The organism is Syntrophobacterales bacterium, from assembly GCA_019429105.1.
GTDB lineage: Bacteria > Desulfobacterota > Syntrophia > Syntrophales > UBA5619 > DYTH01.
This window is the reverse complement of record JAHYJE010000002.1, coordinates 19,119-38,302: the sequence shown is the minus strand read 5'-3', so window position 1 is coordinate 38,302 and position 19,184 is coordinate 19,119. Positions and strand designations below refer to the sequence as shown.

The 19,184-nt window shown below is 53.8% G+C and carries 21 protein-coding genes and 7 tRNA genes; 3 read left to right on the top strand and 25 right to left on the bottom strand.

Annotation, left to right across the window (positions count from 1 at the left end; genetic code table 11):
• Positions 1–71: 71 nt before the first annotated feature.
• The 14 genes from rpoB to K0B01_00870 form a co-directional block, all read right to left on the bottom strand.
• Positions 72–4,160, bottom strand: a complete 4,089-nt coding sequence (gene rpoB / locus K0B01_00935) for a DNA-directed RNA polymerase subunit beta (protein ID MBW6484700.1) — start codon at positions 4,158–4,160, stop codon at positions 72–74.
• A gap of 180 nt (positions 4,161–4,340) precedes the next feature.
• Complete coding sequence (rplL, locus tag K0B01_00930; protein MBW6484699.1) at positions 4,341–4,724, bottom strand: 50S ribosomal protein L7/L12; 384 nt, start codon at positions 4,722–4,724, stop codon at positions 4,341–4,343.
• A 29-nt stretch (positions 4,725–4,753) separates the two neighbouring features.
• Positions 4,754–5,278: a 50S ribosomal protein L10 gene (rplJ, locus tag K0B01_00925; GenBank protein MBW6484698.1), complete on the bottom strand. Its 525-nt coding sequence runs from the start codon at positions 5,276–5,278 to the stop codon at positions 4,754–4,756.
• Between the two features lie 206 nt (positions 5,279–5,484).
• The gene (rplA, locus tag K0B01_00920) at positions 5,485–6,183 is read right to left on the bottom strand and encodes a 50S ribosomal protein L1 (GenBank protein ID MBW6484697.1); all 699 of its coding nucleotides are present in this window, start codon (positions 6,181–6,183) and stop codon (positions 5,485–5,487) included.
• A 22-nt stretch (positions 6,184–6,205) separates the two neighbouring features.
• The gene (gene rplK, locus K0B01_00915) at positions 6,206–6,628 is read right to left on the bottom strand and encodes a 50S ribosomal protein L11 (protein MBW6484696.1); all 423 of its coding nucleotides are present in this window, start codon (positions 6,626–6,628) and stop codon (positions 6,206–6,208) included.
• A gap of 52 nt (positions 6,629–6,680) precedes the next feature.
• Positions 6,681–7,211, bottom strand: a complete 531-nt coding sequence (gene nusG, locus K0B01_00910; GenBank protein ID MBW6484695.1) for a transcription termination/antitermination protein NusG — start codon at positions 7,209–7,211, stop codon at positions 6,681–6,683.
• A gap of 4 nt (positions 7,212–7,215) precedes the next feature.
• Positions 7,216–7,431: a preprotein translocase subunit SecE gene (gene secE, locus K0B01_00905; GenBank protein ID MBW6484694.1), complete on the bottom strand. Its 216-nt coding sequence runs from the start codon at positions 7,429–7,431 to the stop codon at positions 7,216–7,218.
• A gap of 45 nt (positions 7,432–7,476) precedes the next feature.
• Positions 7,477–7,553, bottom strand: a tRNA-Trp gene (locus K0B01_00900).
• 25 nt (positions 7,554–7,578) lie between these two features.
• Entirely contained in the window at positions 7,579–7,728 is a 150-nt protein-coding gene (rpmG, locus tag K0B01_00895; GenBank protein ID MBW6484693.1) for a 50S ribosomal protein L33, read from the bottom strand.
• Between the two features lie 22 nt (positions 7,729–7,750).
• Positions 7,751–7,826 (bottom strand) — tRNA-Thr (locus K0B01_00890).
• 122 nt (positions 7,827–7,948) lie between these two features.
• Positions 7,949–8,024, bottom strand: a tRNA-Gly gene (locus K0B01_00885).
• Between the two features lie 57 nt (positions 8,025–8,081).
• A tRNA-Tyr gene (locus K0B01_00880) sits at positions 8,082–8,166 on the bottom strand.
• Between the two features lie 28 nt (positions 8,167–8,194).
• Positions 8,195–8,270 (bottom strand) — tRNA-Thr (locus tag K0B01_00875).
• 126 nt (positions 8,271–8,396) lie between these two features.
• Entirely contained in the window at positions 8,397–8,813 is a 417-nt protein-coding gene (locus K0B01_00870) for a DUF1178 family protein (GenBank protein MBW6484692.1), read from the bottom strand.
• Between the two features lie 150 nt (positions 8,814–8,963).
• On the opposite strand from K0B01_00870, the gene K0B01_00865 reads away from it, so the two are divergent.
• Positions 8,964–9,040: transfer RNA gene (locus tag K0B01_00865), tRNA-Pro, on the top strand.
• A gap of 17 nt (positions 9,041–9,057) precedes the next feature.
• On the opposite strand, the gene K0B01_00860 is transcribed toward K0B01_00865, so the two are convergent.
• From K0B01_00860 to rfaE1, 7 genes are read right to left on the bottom strand one after another with little or no spacing between them, the layout of a single operon-like run.
• Positions 9,058–10,266 carry a type II secretion system F family protein gene (locus tag K0B01_00860; GenBank protein MBW6484691.1) on the bottom strand — a complete coding sequence of 403 codons (1,209 nt, stop codon included), beginning with the start codon at positions 10,264–10,266 and terminating at the stop codon, positions 9,058–9,060.
• A 3-nt stretch (positions 10,267–10,269) separates the two neighbouring features.
• Complete coding sequence (gene rlmB, locus K0B01_00855) at positions 10,270–11,004, bottom strand: 23S rRNA (guanosine(2251)-2'-O)-methyltransferase RlmB (GenBank protein ID MBW6484690.1); 735 nt, start codon at positions 11,002–11,004, stop codon at positions 10,270–10,272.
• 41 nt (positions 11,005–11,045) lie between these two features.
• Positions 11,046–11,318, bottom strand: coding sequence for a DNA-directed RNA polymerase subunit omega (gene rpoZ, locus K0B01_00850; protein ID MBW6484689.1), 273 nt, complete (start codon positions 11,316–11,318; stop codon positions 11,046–11,048).
• A gap of 33 nt (positions 11,319–11,351) precedes the next feature.
• The gene (gmk, locus tag K0B01_00845) at positions 11,352–11,969 is read right to left on the bottom strand and encodes a guanylate kinase (protein ID MBW6484688.1); all 618 of its coding nucleotides are present in this window, start codon (positions 11,967–11,969) and stop codon (positions 11,352–11,354) included.
• Positions 11,962–12,846, bottom strand: coding sequence for a YicC family protein (locus tag K0B01_00840; GenBank protein MBW6484687.1), 885 nt, complete (start codon positions 12,844–12,846; stop codon positions 11,962–11,964). Before K0B01_00840 ends, gmk begins: the two co-directional genes overlap by 8 nt.
• On the bottom strand, positions 12,843–13,400 hold the full coding sequence (locus K0B01_00835; protein ID MBW6484686.1) for a DUF4416 family protein: 558 nt from the start codon (positions 13,398–13,400) through the stop codon (positions 12,843–12,845). The genes K0B01_00840 and K0B01_00835 overlap by 4 nt, the downstream gene beginning before the upstream one ends.
• On the bottom strand, positions 13,397–14,407 hold the full coding sequence (gene rfaE1, locus K0B01_00830; GenBank protein ID MBW6484685.1) for a D-glycero-beta-D-manno-heptose-7-phosphate kinase: 1,011 nt from the start codon (positions 14,405–14,407) through the stop codon (positions 13,397–13,399). Before rfaE1 ends, K0B01_00835 begins: the two co-directional genes overlap by 4 nt.
• A 150-nt stretch (positions 14,408–14,557) precedes the next feature.
• Between rfaE1 and K0B01_00825 the strand changes: the two genes are divergently transcribed.
• A tRNA-Arg gene (locus K0B01_00825) sits at positions 14,558–14,634 on the top strand.
• A 21-nt stretch (positions 14,635–14,655) separates the two neighbouring features.
• Here K0B01_00825 and K0B01_00820 read toward each other — a convergent pair.
• From K0B01_00820 to K0B01_00810, 3 genes are all read right to left on the bottom strand, one after another.
• A complete protein-coding gene (locus K0B01_00820) occupies positions 14,656–15,009 on the bottom strand; it encodes a helix-turn-helix domain-containing protein (GenBank protein ID MBW6484684.1) in 354 nt (117 codons plus the stop codon).
• Entirely contained in the window at positions 14,969–15,256 is a 288-nt protein-coding gene (locus K0B01_00815) for a cytotoxic translational repressor of toxin-antitoxin stability system (GenBank protein ID MBW6484683.1), read from the bottom strand. The genes K0B01_00820 and K0B01_00815 overlap by 41 nt, the downstream gene beginning before the upstream one ends.
• Before the next feature lie 98 nt (positions 15,257–15,354).
• Positions 15,355–16,416 (bottom strand): hypothetical protein, encoded by a 1,062-nt coding sequence (locus K0B01_00810; protein MBW6484682.1) that lies wholly within the window; start codon positions 16,414–16,416, stop codon positions 15,355–15,357.
• 44 nt (positions 16,417–16,460) lie between these two features.
• Between K0B01_00810 and K0B01_00805 the strand changes: the two genes are divergently transcribed.
• On the top strand, positions 16,461–17,528 hold the full coding sequence (locus tag K0B01_00805) for an IS630 family transposase (GenBank protein ID MBW6484681.1): 1,068 nt from the start codon (positions 16,461–16,463) through the stop codon (positions 17,526–17,528).
• Here K0B01_00805 and K0B01_00800 read toward each other — a convergent pair.
• A complete protein-coding gene (locus K0B01_00800; protein ID MBW6484680.1) occupies positions 17,525–18,997 on the bottom strand; it encodes a C10 family peptidase in 1,473 nt (490 codons plus the stop codon). The two genes, K0B01_00805 and K0B01_00800, sit on opposite strands and share 4 nt — an antisense overlap.
• Between the last annotated feature and the right edge of the window lie 187 nt (positions 18,998–19,184).

Sequence of the window (19,184 nt, the reverse complement as noted above, 5' to 3'; positions counted from 1 at the left end):
TTACGGGCGCCGCAAAACCCCTGCGGCATCATTCTCAAGCGGATAAGCTTGTGCGAATCCTGAAGCTTAAGCTATTTTTCTTCTATCAGATCAACATCCAGACAGAGGCTCTGCAGCTCTTTTACCAGGACGTTGAAAGACTCGGGCAGACCGGGTTCGAATGTATGCTCGCCCTTGACTATTGCTTCATAAATACGGGTTCTTCCGGCGACATCATCGGACTTGACGGTGAGAAACTCCTGAAGGGTGTAGGCGGCGCCGTAAGCCTCGATCGCCCATACCTCCATCTCGCCGAGTCTCTGCCCGCCGAACTGCGCCTTCCCGCCCAGGGGCTGCTGGGTAACCAGCGAATAGGGCCCGATCGACCGCGCATGAATCTTGTTGTCAACCAAATGATGCAGTTTCAGCATGTAAATGATGCCGACGGTGATTTTCTGACTGAAAGGCTCGCCGGTTCTGCCGTCATACAACACCGTCTGCCCGGACTCGGGTAAATCGGCAGCCTTCAACATCATGTTTATATCTTTTTCATCAGCCCCGTCAAAAACAGGCGTTGCAACCAGGACGCCGCGCTTGAGGCGGCGGGCAAAGTCAATTATTTCACTATCATCGGCCTTTTTCAGAAAACTGTCAAACTGCGGGGAGGAGTAAACCTTCTTCATCTCTTTTTTGATTTGCTCAATCCCGCGGTTCTCCTCCAGCAGCAGATTGATCTTCTCCCCCATCCCCTTGGCGGCAAGGCCCAGATGCGTCTCCAGAATCTGCCCCACATTCATCCGGGAGGGGACGCCCAGCGGATTCAGAACGATATCCACCGGCGTGCCGTCCTGCAGATAGGGCATATCCTCTTCGGGAAGGATCCGCGAAAGAACGCCCTTGTTTCCGTGACGGCCGGCCATCTTGTCCCCGACGGAGAGCTTCCGTTTGATCGCCACATACACCTTAACGAGCTTTATTACCCCCGGCGGCAGTTCATCGCCGGCGGTGAGCTTTTCAATTTTCCTGTCAAAGTATTCATTGACAAATTCTTTTTTCCGGGCAAGGTTTTTGTAAAGAATGCCGATCTGCGTTTCCGTTTCCTCGGCGCCCTCCAGCGCCACCTCCCGCCACGTTTCCATATCGGTCTTGCTGAGGATCTCTTCGGAAATGGTTTCTCCCTTTTTGAGAAGAATCCGCTTTTTCTTCGGATCCATAACCTTCTCGGTCGTTTTTTTGCCGATCAGCAGCTCGAATATCCGGGTTTTGACGCCCTCGGCGATGATTTGGAGTTCTTCATCCCGATCCTGTTTAATCTGCTCGATCGCCTCTGCTTCTATATACTTGGAGCGGCTGTCCCGCTCGGTCCCCTTCCGGGAAAATATCTTGGCGTCGATTACCGTGCCCTCAACCCCGGGAGGAACCCGCAAAGAGGTATCGCGGACATCACTGGCCTTTTCCCCAAAGATGGCGCGGAGCAGTTTTTCCTCGGCGGAAAGCTGCGTTTCCCCTTTCGGGGTAATCTTGCCGACCAGGATATCGCCGGGTTTCACCGCCACGCCCATGCTGACAATCCCGCTATCGTCAAGATGTTTCATGACATCTTCGCCGAGATTCGGGATATCGCGGGTAATTTCCTCTTTTCCCAGCTTGGTATCCCGCGCCATGACCTCAAATTCTTCTATATGGATCGACGTAAAGATGTCGTCCTTGACTATCCTTTCGGAAACCAGGATGGAGTCTTCGTAGTTATAACCGCCCCAGGACATGAAGGCCACCATGACATTTCTTCCCAGCGCCAGCTCACCCTTGTCGGTAGCGGGGCCATCGGCGATGATTTCCCCCTTGCGAACCTTCTGCCCCTTGTTGACAATGGGCTTCTGGTTGAAACATGTGTCCTGGTTGGAGCGCTTGTATTTTATCAGGTTGTAGATATCCACCCCGGTGTCCAGACTGTCCTTTTCCGGATTGCTGCTTTTGACGACTATCCGGGCGGCATCAACGCTTTCCACAACGCCGTCCCGGCGCGCCGCCACGACCGCTCCGGAATCGCGGGCAACGTACAGTTCCATACCCGTTCCGACAATCGGCACCTCCGGCGCCATCAGGGGAACGGCCTGCCGCTGCATGTTCGACCCCATCAGCGCCCGGTTGGCGTCATCGTGCTCCAAAAAGGGAATCAGGGTCGCCGCCACGCTGACGAGCTGGGTGGGCGATACGTCCATCATGCTTACCTCTTCGGGAACGACGGCCAGAAAGTCCGGGCCTCGGCGCGCAGGAATAAGCTGTTCGGTGAACCGGCCGTCGCGGGAAAGCGGTCTGTCCGCCTGGGCAATAACCAGATTTTCCTCTTCGATTGCCGTCAAATACTTTATCTCGTCAAACACCTTGCCGTTTTCCACAACCCGGTACGGCGTTTCGATAAACCCGAACTCGTTCACCCGGGCAAAGGTGCTCAGAGAAACGATCAACCCGATATTCGGCCCTTCCGGGGTTTCTACCGGGCAGATGCGGCCGTAATGGGAGGGATGCACATCCCGCACCTCGAAGCCGGCCCTCTCCCGCGTCAATCCCCCCGGCCCCAAAGCGGACAACCGCCGTTTGTGGGTGATTTCGGAGAGCGGATTGGTCTGATCCATGAACTGGGAAAGCTGGCTGCTGCCGAAAAATTCATTGACAATCGCCGAAACCGGTTTGGCGTTGACGAGGTCGTGCGGCATCATGGTTTCGATGTCCTGCAGCGTCATCTTTTCCTTGATTGCCCTCTCCATCCGGACCAGGCCGATGCGGTACTGGTTCTCGATCAACTCCCCAACGGAACGTACACGCCGGTTGCCGAGGTGATCGATATCGTCCACGCTGCATTCCGGAGCGCCGTTCTTCAGATCTATCAGGTACTTGACCGCCGACATGATATCGTCATTGCGGAGCACTGTCACATCTTTCGGAACATCGAGATGGAGTTTATAATTAAGTTTTGCCCTTCCAACATCGGACAAATCGTAGTTTTCCGGCGCAAAAAACAGGCTGCGGAAAAATTTCGCCGCGGTTTCCGCCGTGGGAGGATTGCTGGGCCGCAAGCGTCGGTAGATCTCAATAATCGCGTCTTCAACCTTGTCGATCCGATCCATCAGCAGGGTGTTTCTTATCGAAGAGGTTTCCTTGTCTTCGCCCATGTTGACAAACCGCACCGAACCGACATCACCCACCCGCAACTGATTCAGCCCCTCCGCGCTCAACTCGTCATTGCATTTGAGCAGCACCTCGCCGGTCTGCCGATCGAGAACATCGGCGGCAAGTACGCGACCGATCATTTCCTCTTCGTTCAGAGGTATTCTGACCTCCCCGGAATCGATCAGCCTGTGGAGCAAAGGCTTGGTAAACTTCCGCCCCTTCTTGACGACAACTTCGCCGCTTTTGGCAACTACATCGAAGGGCGCCTTCCAGCCGAGCAGGGAATCGTTAACCGCAACAAAAAAATTGCCGTCCTTGATATGCACCTGGTCAATATTGTAAAAATACTCCAGGATTGCCTCTGTGGAATTCCCCATTGCTTTCAGCAGAATCGTCACCGGCATTTTTCGGCGGCGATCGATGCGTACATAGAGCAAATCCTTGGAATCAAATTCCAGATCCAGCCAGGACCCGCGGATGGGAATAACCCGGGAGGAGTACATAACCTTGCCGGCGGATTGGGTTTTCAGCTTGTCGCTGTCGAAAAAGATGCCCGGCGAACGGTGGAGCTGGCTGACAATGACCCTTTCCGTCCCGTTTATAATAAAGGTCCCGTTTTCGGTCATCAGCGGAATCTCGCCGAAATAGATTTCCTGCTCCTTGATGTCGCGAATGGCCTTCGGCTCGGTATTTCTTTCAACATCATAGACAACCAGACGGACAACTATCTTCAGCGGCGCTGCCAGGGTCATCCCCTTCTGAACGCACTCCGGCACATCGTAGCGGGGCGCGCCGATTTTATAACTGACAAACTCCAGGGAGCATTTGCCGCTGAAATCGGAAATCGGGAAAACACTTCTGAAGGCAGCCTGCAGCCCGGTGTTTCCCCTTTTGTCCGGATCAATCGTTTCCTGAAGAAACTTTCGGTATGAATCAGTCTGAATATCGATCAGGTTGGGGATATCGAGTATCCGCCTGATGCGGCCAAAACTTTTTCTGAATTCTTCCATAGTATCCTTTCGGCCTCAGCCGTCAGAGATTTCTTTTTCACCAATAGCGATATGGGACATGAACCCCAACAATTCATCCCGCCGCTTTGGCAGGAAAATCGTTTTTTCAGGGATTCATAATCCCACCCACTGCACAAGATAACCAGCACGGACCAAGAAGCACCCGTGTATTGCCTTTTGCTACTTTACTTCTACCGTCCCGCCAACTTCCTCTATCTTCTTCTTGATATCGGCAGCTTCGTCCTTGGAAACGGCTTCCTTGATCGGTTTGGGAACGGCCTCAACCAAATCCTTCGCCTCTTTCAGCCCCAAGCCGGTGATGGCGCGCACAACCTTTATAACCTGGATCTTCTGATCGCCGAACCCGGTCAGCACTGCGTCAAATTCGGTTTTTTCCTCAACCGGGGCAGCCGCGGCCGCGGGGCCGGCAGCCATCATCGCCACAGGCGCGGCGGCGCTTACGCCCAATTTCTCTTCCAGTTCCTTGACAAGTTCCGAAAGCTCCAGAACCGTCATCCCCTCGATGAACTTTACGACATCATCCTTGGTAATCTCAGTAGCCATTTTCTTATTCCTTCCTGTATGTAATATTTTTAGTTTGCAGATGACTTCTTTTCTTTATACGCATTAAGAACTTGCACGAAATCCCTCGGAACCCCGCTCAACACCCTCACGAGGGATGTCTGGGCGGCGACCATCACCGAAAGCAGTTGCCCCAGGAGCACCTCGCGGCTCGGCAGCTCGGCAAGAACTGCAAGCTGCGCGGCAGTGAGCGCTCTTCCACCCATAACCGCGGCCTTTATCTGAAGCTTCTCGTTTTTCTTGGCGAAATCGATCAGCGTCTTGGTTGCGTCAACCTCATCGCCGTGGGCGATCGCCACCGTCAGAGGTCCGCGAAACTGATCCTCCAAGACGCTTAACTCGGTCCCCCGGGACGCAATGGACAGAAGCGTATTCTTGACAACCCGCAACTCAACATTCGACTTGCGCAGCGCCACCCTCAGCGCCGTCATTTTCGCCACATCCATCCCGCTGTAACCGGCTAAAACGGCTATCTTGAAATCCTTCAGTCTTTCGTGCAGCTCAGCAGCAATTTGCTCTTTAGTTCCCCGATCCAATATTCAGCCTCCTTCCTTTTTTACTTCCCCGCTTCAAAACGAAGCCTTGTTAGAGTCAGAGAACACAAGCAACATACAGGATACTCTCCGGTTCGATAAACAACCGCTCATCCCAATGCCTCGGCAGGCCAACCGCAAATGTTTAAACGTAACGTACCCGCTGTCTCAGACACAATATTAAAAAGTTATCCGCCCATAAATCCGGTTTAGAGATTGCGAACCGAAAGCGGATCTACCTTTACCCCTGGCCCCATTACCGAAGAAAGGGAAATGCTGCGCAGGTAAATGCCCTTGCTCGAGGCCGGCTTCAGCTTCTGAACCATCTCCAGCAAAGCCATGAAGTTCTCTTTGAGCTTTTCGGCGCCAAACGACACCTTTCCGACCGGACAATGGACTATCCCCGCCTTTTCGACGCGAAACTCGACCCGACCCGCCTTCAGCTCAGCCACCGCGTTGGCCACATCAAAGGTGACAGTCCCGACCTTCGGGTTCGGCATCAGGCCGCGGGGGCCAAGGATCTTGCCCAGCTTGCCGACGTTTCCCATCATGTCAGGCGTGGCGATAACCCGATCGAAATCCAGCCAGCCGCCTTTGATCTTTTCAACTATGTCATCCGCCCCTACAAAATCGGCGCCGGCATCCAGAGCCTCTTTTTCCTTATCGCCCTTGGCAAAGACCAGCACCCGCACCTTTTTTCCCAAACCGTTCGGAAGAACAACCGAACCCCGTACCATCTGATCCGCGTGCGCGGGATTTACTCCCAACCTGATTGCCGCATCAACGGTCTCGTCAAATTTTGCCGTTGTCGCTCCCACTACGAGCTCCATTGCCTCCTGTACAGCGTAGCGATTGGCTGCATCGATTTTCTGCCTCGCCGCTGAATATTTCTTGCCCCTTTTCGCCATGATCAAACCTCAAATAAAAAGCTTAGATAATTTCAATCCCCATTGATCTCGCCGTACCGGCAACAATGCGGATGGCGCCCTCTACATCAATCGCGTTGAGGTCGCTCAATTTCAGTTCTGCTATCTCACGCACCTGCTGCTTGGTCACATCCCCGACTTTTACCCGCTTCGGATCACCTGAACCCTTGGCTATCTTTGCCGCCTGCTTCAGCAGCACCGAGGCCGGCGGTGTCTTGGTCACAAAGGTAAAGGAACGGTCGGCATACACGGTAATGAGAGCCGGAACAATCATCCCCTCCTGGCTCTGCGTCATGGCGTTGTAAGCCTTGCAGAATTCCATGATATTGACCCCATGCTGACCGAGAGCCGGGCCAATAGGAGGAGATGGGGTGGCCTTCCCCGCCTTTATCTGAAGTTTTATGTTTGCTATAACCTTCTTCGCCATTATGATCACCCTTGTCTATTTATGAATTTATCAAGCGCCGTCCGTAAAACCCTTAAACCTGCATTACCTGAATAAAATCAAGCTCTACCGGCGTTGAACGACCAAAGATGCTGACAATAACCCGCAGCTTCCCTTTTTCCGGTTTCAGCTCATCGATAAAGCCGTCAAAATTTGTGAAAGGTCCATCGATGATCTGCACATGATCGCCGACGTCGAACTTGAACTTCGGTTTCGGTTTCAGCGTCCCCTCATCGATCCTGGTTATCAGATTCTCGACATCCTTATCCAGAATGGGCGACGGCTTGTCTTTCGCGCCGATGAATCCGGTCACCTTCGGCGTATCCTTGACAATGTGCCAGGTCTCATCGTTCAGCTCCATCCGGACCAGTATATAGCCGGGGAAAAACTTCCTTTTGGAGGTCTTCTTCTCGCCCGAGATCAACTCGACGACATTCTCTTCCGGAATAAGGATATCCGAAAAGAATTCCTGTTTCCCCGACTTATCCACCCGCTCCTGCAGAGAAAGCTTTACCTTGTTCTCATAGCCGGAATAGGTGTGGACAACGTACCATCTCAAAGCCATTTTATCAACCCAGTACCAGTCTTACAATCTTGCTCAAGCCGAAATCCACAATCCCCAAAAAAACAGACACAATTATTACGACAATTACTACCACCGAAGTTGATGCCAGGGTCTGCTTGGGTGTGGGCCAGACAACCTTTTTTAACTCAGCGCTGGAGCTGGACAAAAACTGCCTTGTCTTCTCCAGAATTACCTTTATCTTGCTGATAATCTTGTCCATTTAATAACCCTCTCAACATCATCGCCGGCATCATGAAAATAAACTTGGCAGGCCAGGAGGGACTTGAACCCCCAGCATCCGGATTTGGAGTCCGGCGCTCTATCCATTAGAGCTACTGGCCTGTTTTAAATAAACCGCGGCGTCTCGTTATTTTGTTTCCTTGTGCAGCGTATGACACCGGCAGAACTTGCAGTATTTTTTGATCTCAAACTTGTTCTGCATCGTTCTTTTGTTTTTAGTCGTCGTATAATTGCGATGTTTGCAGTCTGCACATGCCAATGTAATAATATTTCTCATTTATCAAACCACCTTACATAAATGGAGCCCACGACCAGGATCGGACTGGTGACCTCATCCTTACCAAGGATGTGCTCTACCGACTGAGCTACGTGGGCATATCTAAACCTGAGAAGCTCCGCCCTTGCAATCCTTAGTGCCGACGCCAGCCGGAAAAACCGGCTCTCTAACACTAATCCGCGCGCCTCTTAAAGAAGCGGAAAGCAACTCATCAAAAAATTGGAGCGGGAAACGGGATTCGAACCCGCGACCCTCAGCTTGGAAGGCTGACGCTCTAGCCCCTGAGCTACTCCCGCCAATCACCGTCCATAAAAATTTGCCGTCATTTTGGGGAAACCCCACCCTGCGGCAATTGGTGGAGGGGGGAGGGTTCGAACCTCCGTAGGCTTCGCCGGCAGATTTACAGTCTGCTCCCTTTGACCGCTCGGGAACCCCTCCGTAACTGAACCACAAATCCAAACATACCTGGAGCTGGCGATGGGACTTGAACCCGCAACCTGCTGATTACAAATCAGCTGCTCTACCGATTGAGCTACGCCAGCGGCATTCCTCGCCACCACAGGGGCAATAACCCGCCCCCATAGAAACCGGGACATTAATTTTAATAGTCGATTTTGTCAAGAAATTTTTTATTGTTTTTTTGCGTATCACTTTGAATGGCGCCGCAGTCAACCGTCATACTTGAGAAGTCTGATTTTTATGAACTGCACCCCTTCTTCCTTCAATGTTTCTTCTTCGCCCTCGGTGGTCATCCCTTTTATGTTGCGGGCCTCTTCCTCTCCCCTGTGCATCTTCAGGGCAACATCGGCAAACCTCTCTCCGACATCATCGAAATTTTTATTTAAATATTCCCGAATGTAGCGGATAATTTTCAGCGATTCCCGCCCCTCTTTTATCTCCCGGGAATGCGACGCCGGCTGACGCCCGCCAATCGCCACCGGCGACGGGGCCAATAAAATATCGGCATCCCCACAAACAGGGCAGATAATTTGCCTGTCTTTTTTCTGCTCCTCAAAGGCTTGGCGCGCCTTGAACCAACCCTCGAACCGGTGATTATTTTTGCACTCAAGTTCGTAAATTATCAAAACAGGGATTCTCCATAAAAAATATTCTTTATTTTCCTGATCTTCCCGCCCGCCGTTTTGCCGGAAATGACAAGGAGCCGGCATTTTTCAGGGGCCCTGCAAAAAAATGATGGACAATTCATCGTAAATCGTTTATTAGCCCCCCTCAGTCGGGATGTGGCCCAGCTTGGTAGGGCACTGCGTTCGGGACGCAGGAGTCGCGCGTTCAAATCGCGCCATCCCGACCATTTTTTATTCCCCGCCCTTACCCAACCACCGCCGCCATCTTGAAGATCGGCAGGTACATGGCGATAATCATGCCGCCAACCACCCCTCCCAGAAACACCATCATGAAAGGCTCCAGCAGCGCCGTCATGGCGTTTACCGCCTCGTCAACCTCGTCGTCATAGAAGTCCGCAATTTTGGAAAGCATGGTGTCCAGGGCGCCGGTGGCCTCGCCGACCGCGATCATCTGCACCACCATCGGCGGGAAGATATCGGTTTCCATCAGCGGCTCGGCAATCGTTTTTCCCTCGCCGATGCTCCTTCTCGTCTCCATGATGGCGTTTTCGATTATCTTGTTTCCCGATGTTTTACTTACTATATCAAGGCCTTCCATGATGGGAACGCCGCTTGACATCATCGTCGAGAGCGTTCTGGTAAATTTGGCCACGGCCACCTTCTTGAGCAGGGGCCCAAAAACCGGCATTTTCAGGACAAGGGCGTCCACCGTCAGGGTTCCGTTCTCCGTTTTATAATACATTTTGAAGGCGTAAACGAGCGCAGCGATGCCAATTATCACATAAATGAAGTAACTCTGGGCCGCGGCGCTGGCATCCACAAGAAACTGCGTCGGGCCCGGGAGCGCCGAGCCCATCCCCTCAAACATCTTCTGAAAGACGGGGATGACCTTCAGCAGCAACAGCGCGATGACCCCGAAAGAAATGCCGAGGACGCTGATCGGATAGGTCATCGCGCCCTTGACCTTGCTTTTGAGCTTCATCGCCTTTTCCATGTAGTTGGAAAGACGCTGGAGAATGACATCGAGGATGCCGCCGCTTTCTCCGGCGGCCACAAGATTCACGAACAACTGGTCGAATATTTTGGGATATTTTTTAAGGGCGTCCGTGAGCGTCGAGCCGGCTTCGATGTCGTCCTTCATCCCCTTGATTACCTTGGAGAAGGTCTTATTCTGCTCCTGCGCGCCGAGGATATCGAGGCACTGCATCAAAGGCAGGCCCGCGTTGATCATCGTCGCGAAGATCCGGGAGAATACCACCACGTCCTTTTCTGTAATTTTTTGCTGAAAAAATGGAATGTTTTCAAAAAGATCCTTCGGCTTGGCCTTTACCTTCCCTACCTTGAGCCCCTGCCGGCGCAGCCTGCCCCGCACCGCCGCCTCATCGGCCGCTTCCATCTCTCCCTTTTTTTTCTCGCCCTTTTTTGTTTCCGCCTGCCAAAGAAATACCGGCATAGCTCAATGCCCCCACTTTCTGAGAATCTCAAAAAGAATCACCCCGGTTGCCACAGAAACATTTAACGAAGTCACCCTCCCCCGCATCGGCACGGAAATCAGAAAATCGCAATTTTTGCGGATAAGCGGCCGGATCCCCCGCCCTTCGCTTCCCATGACCAAAGCGACATTTCCGTCATAAGGAAACGAACCAATATCCTTCCCTGCTTCCGCGTCGGCGCCGTAGATCCAGAAGCCTGCGTCCTTCAGATATTCGATTGTCCGCACAAGATTGACAACCCGGGCCACGGGTAAAAGTTCCGCAGCGCCCGCGGAGGCCTTGACGGCAGAGGCGGTAATTGAAGCAGCGCGGTTTTCCGGGATGACAACCCCGTTTGCCCCCAGGCAATGAGCCGTACGGATCACGGCGCCCAGATTGCGGGGATCGGCAACTCCGTCCAGCAGAATCACCAGGTCATGACTGTTTTCCGGATGACGGTTGGCAACCACGTCTTCAATTGCTGCATACTCATGCTCCCGACCCAGCCCCAGTACGCCCTGGTGGACGCACTTCGGGGCCAGCTTTTCTATCGCTTCCCGCCCCACATATTCGACAGGAACATCGGCCTTCCGGGCCAGAGCAATGATTTTCGGCAGCTCTTCCCCGCCCCGCCCCCGGGCGATTAAAATCTTCTCAAAAACCGGGGGTTGGGAAAGAAGACCCTCAACGAGCGGGTTAATGCCATAGGTAAGCTGCATGGCAATCCTCAATGCACCCAGGGGCGAGGCATGCCGAGCCCCTACTCCGAATCGTCGTCATCGCCGATGAATTCCGTATCGTGGGGAACAATTTTGTAATTATCCTTAACGATCTCCAGATATTCAGGCTTCGCGTAATATACCTTCCCCGCGGCGACTTCTCTGAGGGCGGTCACAATCTCCCGGTTGTTTCCAGGCTCAACAAGCGTATGCGAGCCCTTCATAATCTGCTTGGTGCGTTGCGAGGTCAATAAAACAAGGGCAAAGCGGTTCTTTGCCTTCTTCAATGAATCTTCTACGGTAACTCTTGCCATATACTGTAAACCTCCATTTTTTCAATAATTTCTTTATTTGAAAAACGATTCGATCTTCTCTGCGCAGCGCTCCCGCCTGCTTTTCTCGGCAAGATAAATCGCCCGGAATCTCTCCACCGCTTCTTCAATTTTTTCATTGACGATGATGTAGTCATACCACATCGCTTCCTTTATTTCACTAACAGAAGCCGCAAGCCGCCTCTCCAGCGCCTCCGCGCTTTCCCCCCTTTTGGCCAGCCGTTTTCGCAACTCGGCAACGGAGGGGGGAAGGATGAAAACAAAGGCCCCCCGGGGATAGCGCTTGCGGATCTCTTTGGCCCCCCGCGGCTCGATGTCCAAAAGCAGGTCGCCGCCCCGCTCCAGAAAGTCGTCCATTGTCTTTTTCGCGGTTCCATAGAAATGTCCGTAATTTTCCACCCATTCGACAAACTCGTCGCGGGCGATCATTCCCCGGAATTCCTCAACGGAAACAAAATGGTAATCCTTCCCCTCGCTCTCGCCGGGGCGCGGCGCCCTCGTCGTCACGGAGACGGAGAAATGGAGCTCGGGGAACTGCCTCATCACCCTGCGGCCAACCGAAGTCTTGCCCGCCCCGGAAGGGGCCGAGACCACCAGCAGCAGGCCGGGCGACTTTTTAGCTTCATCACTCAATGTTCTGCGCCTGCTCCCGCAACTTTGCCAGTTCGCTCTTGATCTCAACTACCAGACGGGCTATCCCCACATCCCCGCTCTTGGAGCCGATTGTGTTGACCTCCCGGCCCATCTCCTGCAGCAGGAAATCTATCTTCCGGCCGGCCGCGTCCCCGCCCGTCAGCAACTCGGAAAACTGCTCAATATGACTGCGGAAACGCACGAGCTCTTCGGTAATATCGCTCTTTTCGGCCATGATCGCCACTTCCTGCAGCAGCCGGGATTCGTCCAGCTCCGCCCCGGCAGTCAGTTCCCTTATCCGCTCGGAGAGCCGCTTTTGATAATCCAGCACCACTTCCGGCGCCCGGACAGCGATTCCCTCCAGAAAACCGGAAATTATCTCCAGGCGGTTCCGCAGGTCGAGCATCAGGCTTGCCCCTTCTTTTTCCCGCATTGCGGAAAGATTGTTCATCGCCTCGTCGAGGATCGGGGAAAATCCCCCCCACAGATCCGCTGCCTCCTCGACTGCCTCGACGGGGATAAAGACATCCCGCAGGCCGGTCACGGCAGATAGGGAAATTTCTTCGGTTATGTTGAGTTCTTCCTGCAACTGCTTCAGCAGGACGCAGTAATTGCGGACAAGCGGCAGGTTCAGCGCCAGCCGCGTCGCGCTTTCGGCAGCGCCATTGCCGTCCGCCCGGATCGAGACATCGATCTTGCCCCGGGAAAACCTCTCCCCCATCCGTCTTTTTATCTCTGCTTCCAGCGAAAACAATATTTGCGGCATCCTCAGCGAGATCTCCAGAAACCGGTGATTGACCGATTTCATCTCGACCGTAAACTTCCTGTCAGAGACAACCCCCTCCGCCTTGCCGTATCCCGTCATGCTTTTAGTCATTCAGACTCCTGTTCTTTATTCTCTGCGGCCTCGCCCCGGAGCTGCAACAGATACTTTTCCCGAATCCGGGTCAAAATCCCGATCATCTCGCCCGCGGCGTAATCAGGGTAGGTCCAGGGAAGGACCTGAAACGCCCCCTTCCGGTAGATCAGCGTCAAATCGGCGTAGATTCCGTCCCGCAGATAGGGCCGGTGCGAATACCCCTTGCCGGTGGCCAGAATCAGATGGGCAGCGGACAGATAACCGGGATCAATATTGACCCGCCTCTTTTCTTGCACCGCAAAACCACTTTCCAGCGCGTTGGTCCACAACTTCACATCCGGCAGCGCCTCCGGCTCGATCAGCCGCTCGAAGGCGACAAAACGCCGGATCAGGGAACCCCCGAACTCCTTTTCGTAATAGTCCGTGTACGAAAACAAGAGCGGGGCGCTGATATAGTCGGCCTGCCCATATTTTGCCGACATTGCCTCCACGACAGCGCCAATGACGCCGAGATCACCGGAGAAAATGCTCGCCGCCAGCTTGACTCGCGGCGGCCTCTGCGGGGCGCTCATAGAACCCTTTTCAACTCAGCGGCGCTGAGAGTTGCCGTGCCGGCCTTGCCGACGGCGATCCCCGCGGCGTGATTCGCCAGGCAAGCCGCCTCCCGGAAGGAGGCCCCGGCGGCCAGGCAGAGGGCAAGCACGCCGATTACCGTATCGCCCGCGCCGGTCACATCGAAGACCTCCCTCGCCTGCGTCGGAAATTCGGTGTGCCGCAGCGGCGAATTTTTGCGTGCATCAGACCCGGTTTTTTCGAAGAGGCTCATCCCCTCCTCCCCTCTTGTCATCAGCAGAGCCCTGAATTTGCTCTCTTTCAGGAGTTTTTCTCCGACGCGTATATGGGCGTCGGCGCCCGTCATCTCCACGGCTGCCGCCAGCCCCGCCTCGTGATGATTGGGGGTAATGATGTCAAAGCCCCCGTACAGCGAAAAATCCCGTTGCTTCGGATCGACGCAGGTGACAATCGCCCTGCCGCCAAGCGCCTTCCTTATCCCGTCAAGCAGCGGCCGAACCACCACGCCCTTGTTGTAATCGGAGATCACCAGCGCCCCCAGCTCGTCGCGCAACGACTCTACATAGGCAATGATCGCGCGAATTGCAGCTTCACTGATCATCCGGCGATCCTCGCGGTCGAACCGGACCACCTGCTGCCCGTGTGCGACAATCCGCGTTTTCAGCGTGGTCGGACGCCCTTCCTCGATAATGACGCCTCTTGTCTCCAGCCCCCTGTTGCCCAGATCGCGAAGCAGACGTCTGCCGGTGTCGTCGGCGCCGATCACCCCCGCCAGTGCCGCCTGTCCGCCTATTGCTGCTATGTTATTGAAAACATTGGCGCAGCCGCCGAGCATGAAGCTTTCCCTCTTTACCTCCACAACGGGTACCGGCGCCTCGGGCGAGATTCGCGACACGGCGCCCCAGATAAAGTGGTCGGCCATTATGTCGCCGATCACCAGCACCCGGGAGCGGGGAAACTTTTCAATAATCTCCAGGGCCCGTTTGCTGCTCATAACATTTTTCATCAGCACTCCCGCCTTCCTGCGGCGCAAAAAACCTTTTAAAAGCTGATGCTTTTATTATTTGGGGACAGTTTTGTCAATGCTTTTTCTGAAGCGGCAAGCTTATTGACACCATGCAGAAAGCATGTTAGGAAGGCCCGCAATCAAGTTCACGCCCCTGTAGCTCAGATGGATAGAGCGTCGGATTCCTAATCCGCAGGCCCTGAGTTCGAATCTCAGCAGGGGCACCAAAAATCGGGGGCAGGTCTTTTTTACAGAAACACCCGATAATCCGTATCCAGAGCTTTGGCGAAGAGCTTTGCGTTCTTCTTGCCGATGGTCCGCCGACAGTTCTCCATTTCGCTTATGTGCCGCTGATGCACGCCCGTCATATCGGCAAGCTGTTTCTGCGACAACCCTGCCTTGTGCCTGGCGCCGGAAAGGACCTGGCCAATCAGAGCGTCATCGGAAAGATCAGAGAAGGCATCACGCCACGGGATAGAACCAGACGTCTCCGAAAAACCAAGCGACATAAGAGCGTCTATGGCTTGGGCCTTGTTCGCCTCCGGACCGATCATGAATATTTCAATGCTTTTGGTAGGGTGCGCCTTCGTGGGTTCCAACATAAATCACCTCTATCTGTCTCTCTTTTCTGCTCGTGATCTCCCAAACCACTACATGTGTCGGTCGGCCTTTCTTGATGTGGCAATGAAAACGTTCTTTGGTCAAGGCCCCGTAGTTGTCCCAATTGCCCCGGTTCGGTCCTCTGATTTCAAGTTCCTTCATGAAAAACTTGAAGATATCCAAAACACCCTTGGGCAAGCCTACAAGCTGTTTCTCCGCATTCCTGTGCAACGTTACCGCCCAAGTCATTTTCGTCAACCGTATATACCATTTTATGGGAAGGGTCAAGCGTCTTTCACGTTGTTTATTGCCTCATGTTGGATGGCTGCGTAATGGCCATCCGACGTCTATCTCAGGTCGGCTGTCTTTTGCAGGATGAAGACGATATCGGCGGTGTCGATTTTGCCCGTGTGATCAGGGTCGGCAGGGAGATTAATCGTCTTGCCGGTCATGTCCATCCCGGAGAGCAGTTGCAGGGCCAAAACGGCATCGGCGATGCTTACCTCTTCATCCCCAGTGAAATCTCCCGCCTTGATTATGGGCAAATATGCACCCGCAAGATCAATTTCGAGAAGCTCGGCGACCGTAAGCGGGGTTGCCTCCGCCGCAGGACAACTGACGGTCAGGACGTAGCCGTCGCCAACGCCTTCCTGATATGGGTATTGGATTCCGGCGGTCTCGTTTTGGAGGGAAACCGAGAGCTGGTAGAGCGCGCGGTCAAAGGATGCCTGAATCGTCACATCACCTGCCGGGATGATCACCTGGCCCGAGGCGTCGAGCACAGAGGAAAAAAAGGCCTGATTCGTATAGCCGTTATATCCCTGAATCTCGCACGCGCCATCGAGAATCGCCTTGCGGATTTGGACATCGCTCTGGCTGGCAAATGTGCCGCTGACCGTAAAGGATTTGCCGAAGGCCGTCTGGCCGTTGTCCGTCATGACGAGGAAGGATTTCTGCACGCTCTGGCCGTCCGCCGAGGCCGTGATCACAATCCGGCTCGTTATCTTTGCCGTCCCCGTCGGCATCAGCTCTAGGACATTGCCGTTTAAAACTGCCGTGACGGCGGCCGGATTGCTATTTTCCACCGATAAAGCAACCGTATCGCCGTTTTCATCCCGGGCGTCGATCAGGATCTCCCTTGCCGCTGAAAAGCCTGCATCGAGGATTATATCCGGCAAAAGGCTGTTGATTACCGGCGGCTTGCGCAGGGACTGGTCAACGGTTGCCTTATCTTCGTCGCTCAGCGGCTGCGATGTCAGCGTCACCGTATATTTGTTATAGAGCTCATCGTTGGCATCCGGTTCGTAGCAAAGTCCGCCTTCCGTGCAGAGAGACAGTCGCACCAGATATTTCCCTGCCGCCAGACTGTCGACAAAGATTGTGGCGTTGGCGCTAGTGCTTACTTGCATAATTAATAGTTACATGATATACCTTTGGGCAGGAGGTAAAAATTATGCCCAAAGGTTATCACATTCCACAGTGTTCTGAAAAGGATCGTCTGCTGATTGAAGAATGGGCGAAGAGCAGAACGATGGAGTCGAGGCTGGTTGAGCGGGCCAGGATTATCCAGCGATGTCTTGGCGGAGAACCGGTCAAGAAGATCGTCCAGGAATTGAAGGTGCGTCCAAACACCGTGATTGATTGGCGACGCAGGTTTGATGCGAAAGGGATCGCAGGCTTGACGGATCTCCCTCGTTCTGGAAAGCCGCCGAAATATACCGCAGAGTTTCGCAATGAGGTTTTGGCCACGCTGGAGATACCGCCACCACTGGGACAATCTGTCTGGGATGGACCAGCTGTAGCAAAGCATTTGGGTGCATCGGTTCACGCGGTATGGCGGGTGTTGCGCAAAGAAGGAATCTGTCTGAGTCGCCAGCGAAGTTGGTGTGTGAGTACGGACCCGGAGTTTACCGCCAAGGCAGCGGACATTGTTGGTCTTTATTTGAATCCGCCGGAGAAGGCCCTTGTGATATCTGTGGACGAGAAGCCAAGCATGCAGGCGCTGGAACGATCCACTGGGTATGTGGAAACGGACAACGGTAAGATCGTTCGAGGATTCAAGAGTACCTATAAGCGGCATGGGACGTTGAATCTCTTTGCCGCCCTGGAAGTTGCTACCGGTGCAATCCACACCGAGACAACAAAGCTTAAACGACGAGTTGAGTTTCTGAAATTTATGGACAATGTTATGGCAGAGCTCCCGGCAGGTAGAGAAGTGCATGTGATCTTGGATAATTACTGCATTCATAAACGAAATGATGCCTGGTTGGCTACACACCCCAACGTCTTTTTTCATTTCACTCCTACATCAGCCAGTTGGCTAAACCAGGTGGAAATATGGTTTGGCATTATGTCCCGCAAAGCATTGCGAGGGGCAAGTTTCAAAAGCACCGACGATTTGGCCAAAGCTATCAATGACTTTATAACTGCTTATGGGCTAACCGCAAAGCCCTTCGTCTGGCGGAAAAGAGAAGTAAAGGGTTCGCAGTTGAAAAATACTATCGTTAACTTACGCAATTAAACACTAGCGGGTTCAAGTTGCTCGAAAACTGCACTTCCGTCTGCGATATTGATAAAGGAGACGAAAAAAGCCATATAGTCGCTGTAGCCCCGTGTCGCGCTGAAGGAGGTCTCGCCCTTCAGGTAGAATTCATATTCGTCCTTATCCTTCTCCCTGTCGAAATTGCCTGTAATATCAAGGCTGCTTGCCGCGTCGCCCGCTTCGAGATTGACGTAACAGTCGCTGCCGCTCGTGCAGGGTTTGATATTGTAGTGGATGCTGAGTTTTCCGGCGCTCGTATCGAAATTGGGAAGGGTTCCATCCGGCAGCGGGGCCGGTGGCTGTGGCGGCGGATCGAGGAAATAGAAGTCGTCCACGCTGCCGCCCCAGCCCATGTTAAGATGAACCTTCCGGCCTGGATCATCGGCAGAGTAGCCGTCCACCACAACCATGTGGTCCGATCCTTCTTTGTCGATGCGGGTGGACAGGCCCAGAAGGAGCGGCCGTCCCGCATCGAGATCGCCCTTGAGCGTCGTCAGAAAATCTTCATAAGCCGTGTTGTCCATCGTGGCAAGCGCCGTGGAATAACCGAAATTCTCGACCAGAGCTTGGGGCAAAAAGACAGCCGAGGAATCTAATATCCCGAAATTGGTATGGTTGGCAACACCCAGATCCCGCATGAGGAGCGCTACCTCGTCGGCCTGATACTCCGGCGTGGCCGCATCCAGTTTATCGGGCATGTTGTCCCAGTCGTAATTGCGGTAAAGAATGGCCTTCAGGGGAGTCAGTGTGGCGGGGTCGGTGCTCTTATCTTCCCAAGTATATGAAAGTACGCCTTCTCCCGCAACGGGATATTTATAGTACCGCATGATCTGTCCTGCGGCCACATTGACGCAACCGGCAAGAACGTTTTTGCCGCCGCTTGCCGCAAGGGGAAGAAACTTGTTGTAGGGATAATCCTGAGCCCAGTGGGAGCTGAGCAGATAGCTGCCGGGCTCATAGACGGCCAGCGGTTGACGCGCCGCAGCCGCATCGTAGCTAAGAAGAAAATTCCACCTGGCCTCGGTCTCGGAAACCCCGGTTGCCAGGGGAGTACGGCCGGCGACGGGCAGCGCGGCAACCCGGACGCGCAGCTCCAACTCATCGAGGATCGCCTTTTGGTAGGGTTCGGGAAGGGCGGCAAAATCACCGGCCAGCGAGTAGGCCTTGACCGGGGAGATGCTCCGATCCGTTGCGACAAGCACATAGCCGCCGTCTGCCAGTTGAAAGAGATGGGCCACCGGAACGGAGGCAAGCGTCGGAGCGAGGATGTTCCTTTCCACGATCTTTTCGGAGATGATTTTCTTGTCGCTGCCGAGGAATTTCAGGAAGTTCGAGGCGATTGTCGCCTGATCGCCGGCCTGGGCCGTAACTGCCGCAAACAGTAAAAAAACCAGGCAAAGCGCTCCCGTTAGACGCTTAATGATCCCGCAACGGTTAAAACCTCTCATGACTGTCCTCCACTTCCGCCATTTCTCCCTTCAAGCCTTACAAGTTTATTCTGATGAGAGCGCAAAGACTTTTTCTCGGAGGGGGAATTAAATGAGAACATGGATGTCACAGCCCTTGCAGCGCCTGAATTTCGTCAGGGAGGCGCCGTCTAAGACCGGCAATGCCGGCGATGAAGGACTTTTTTTG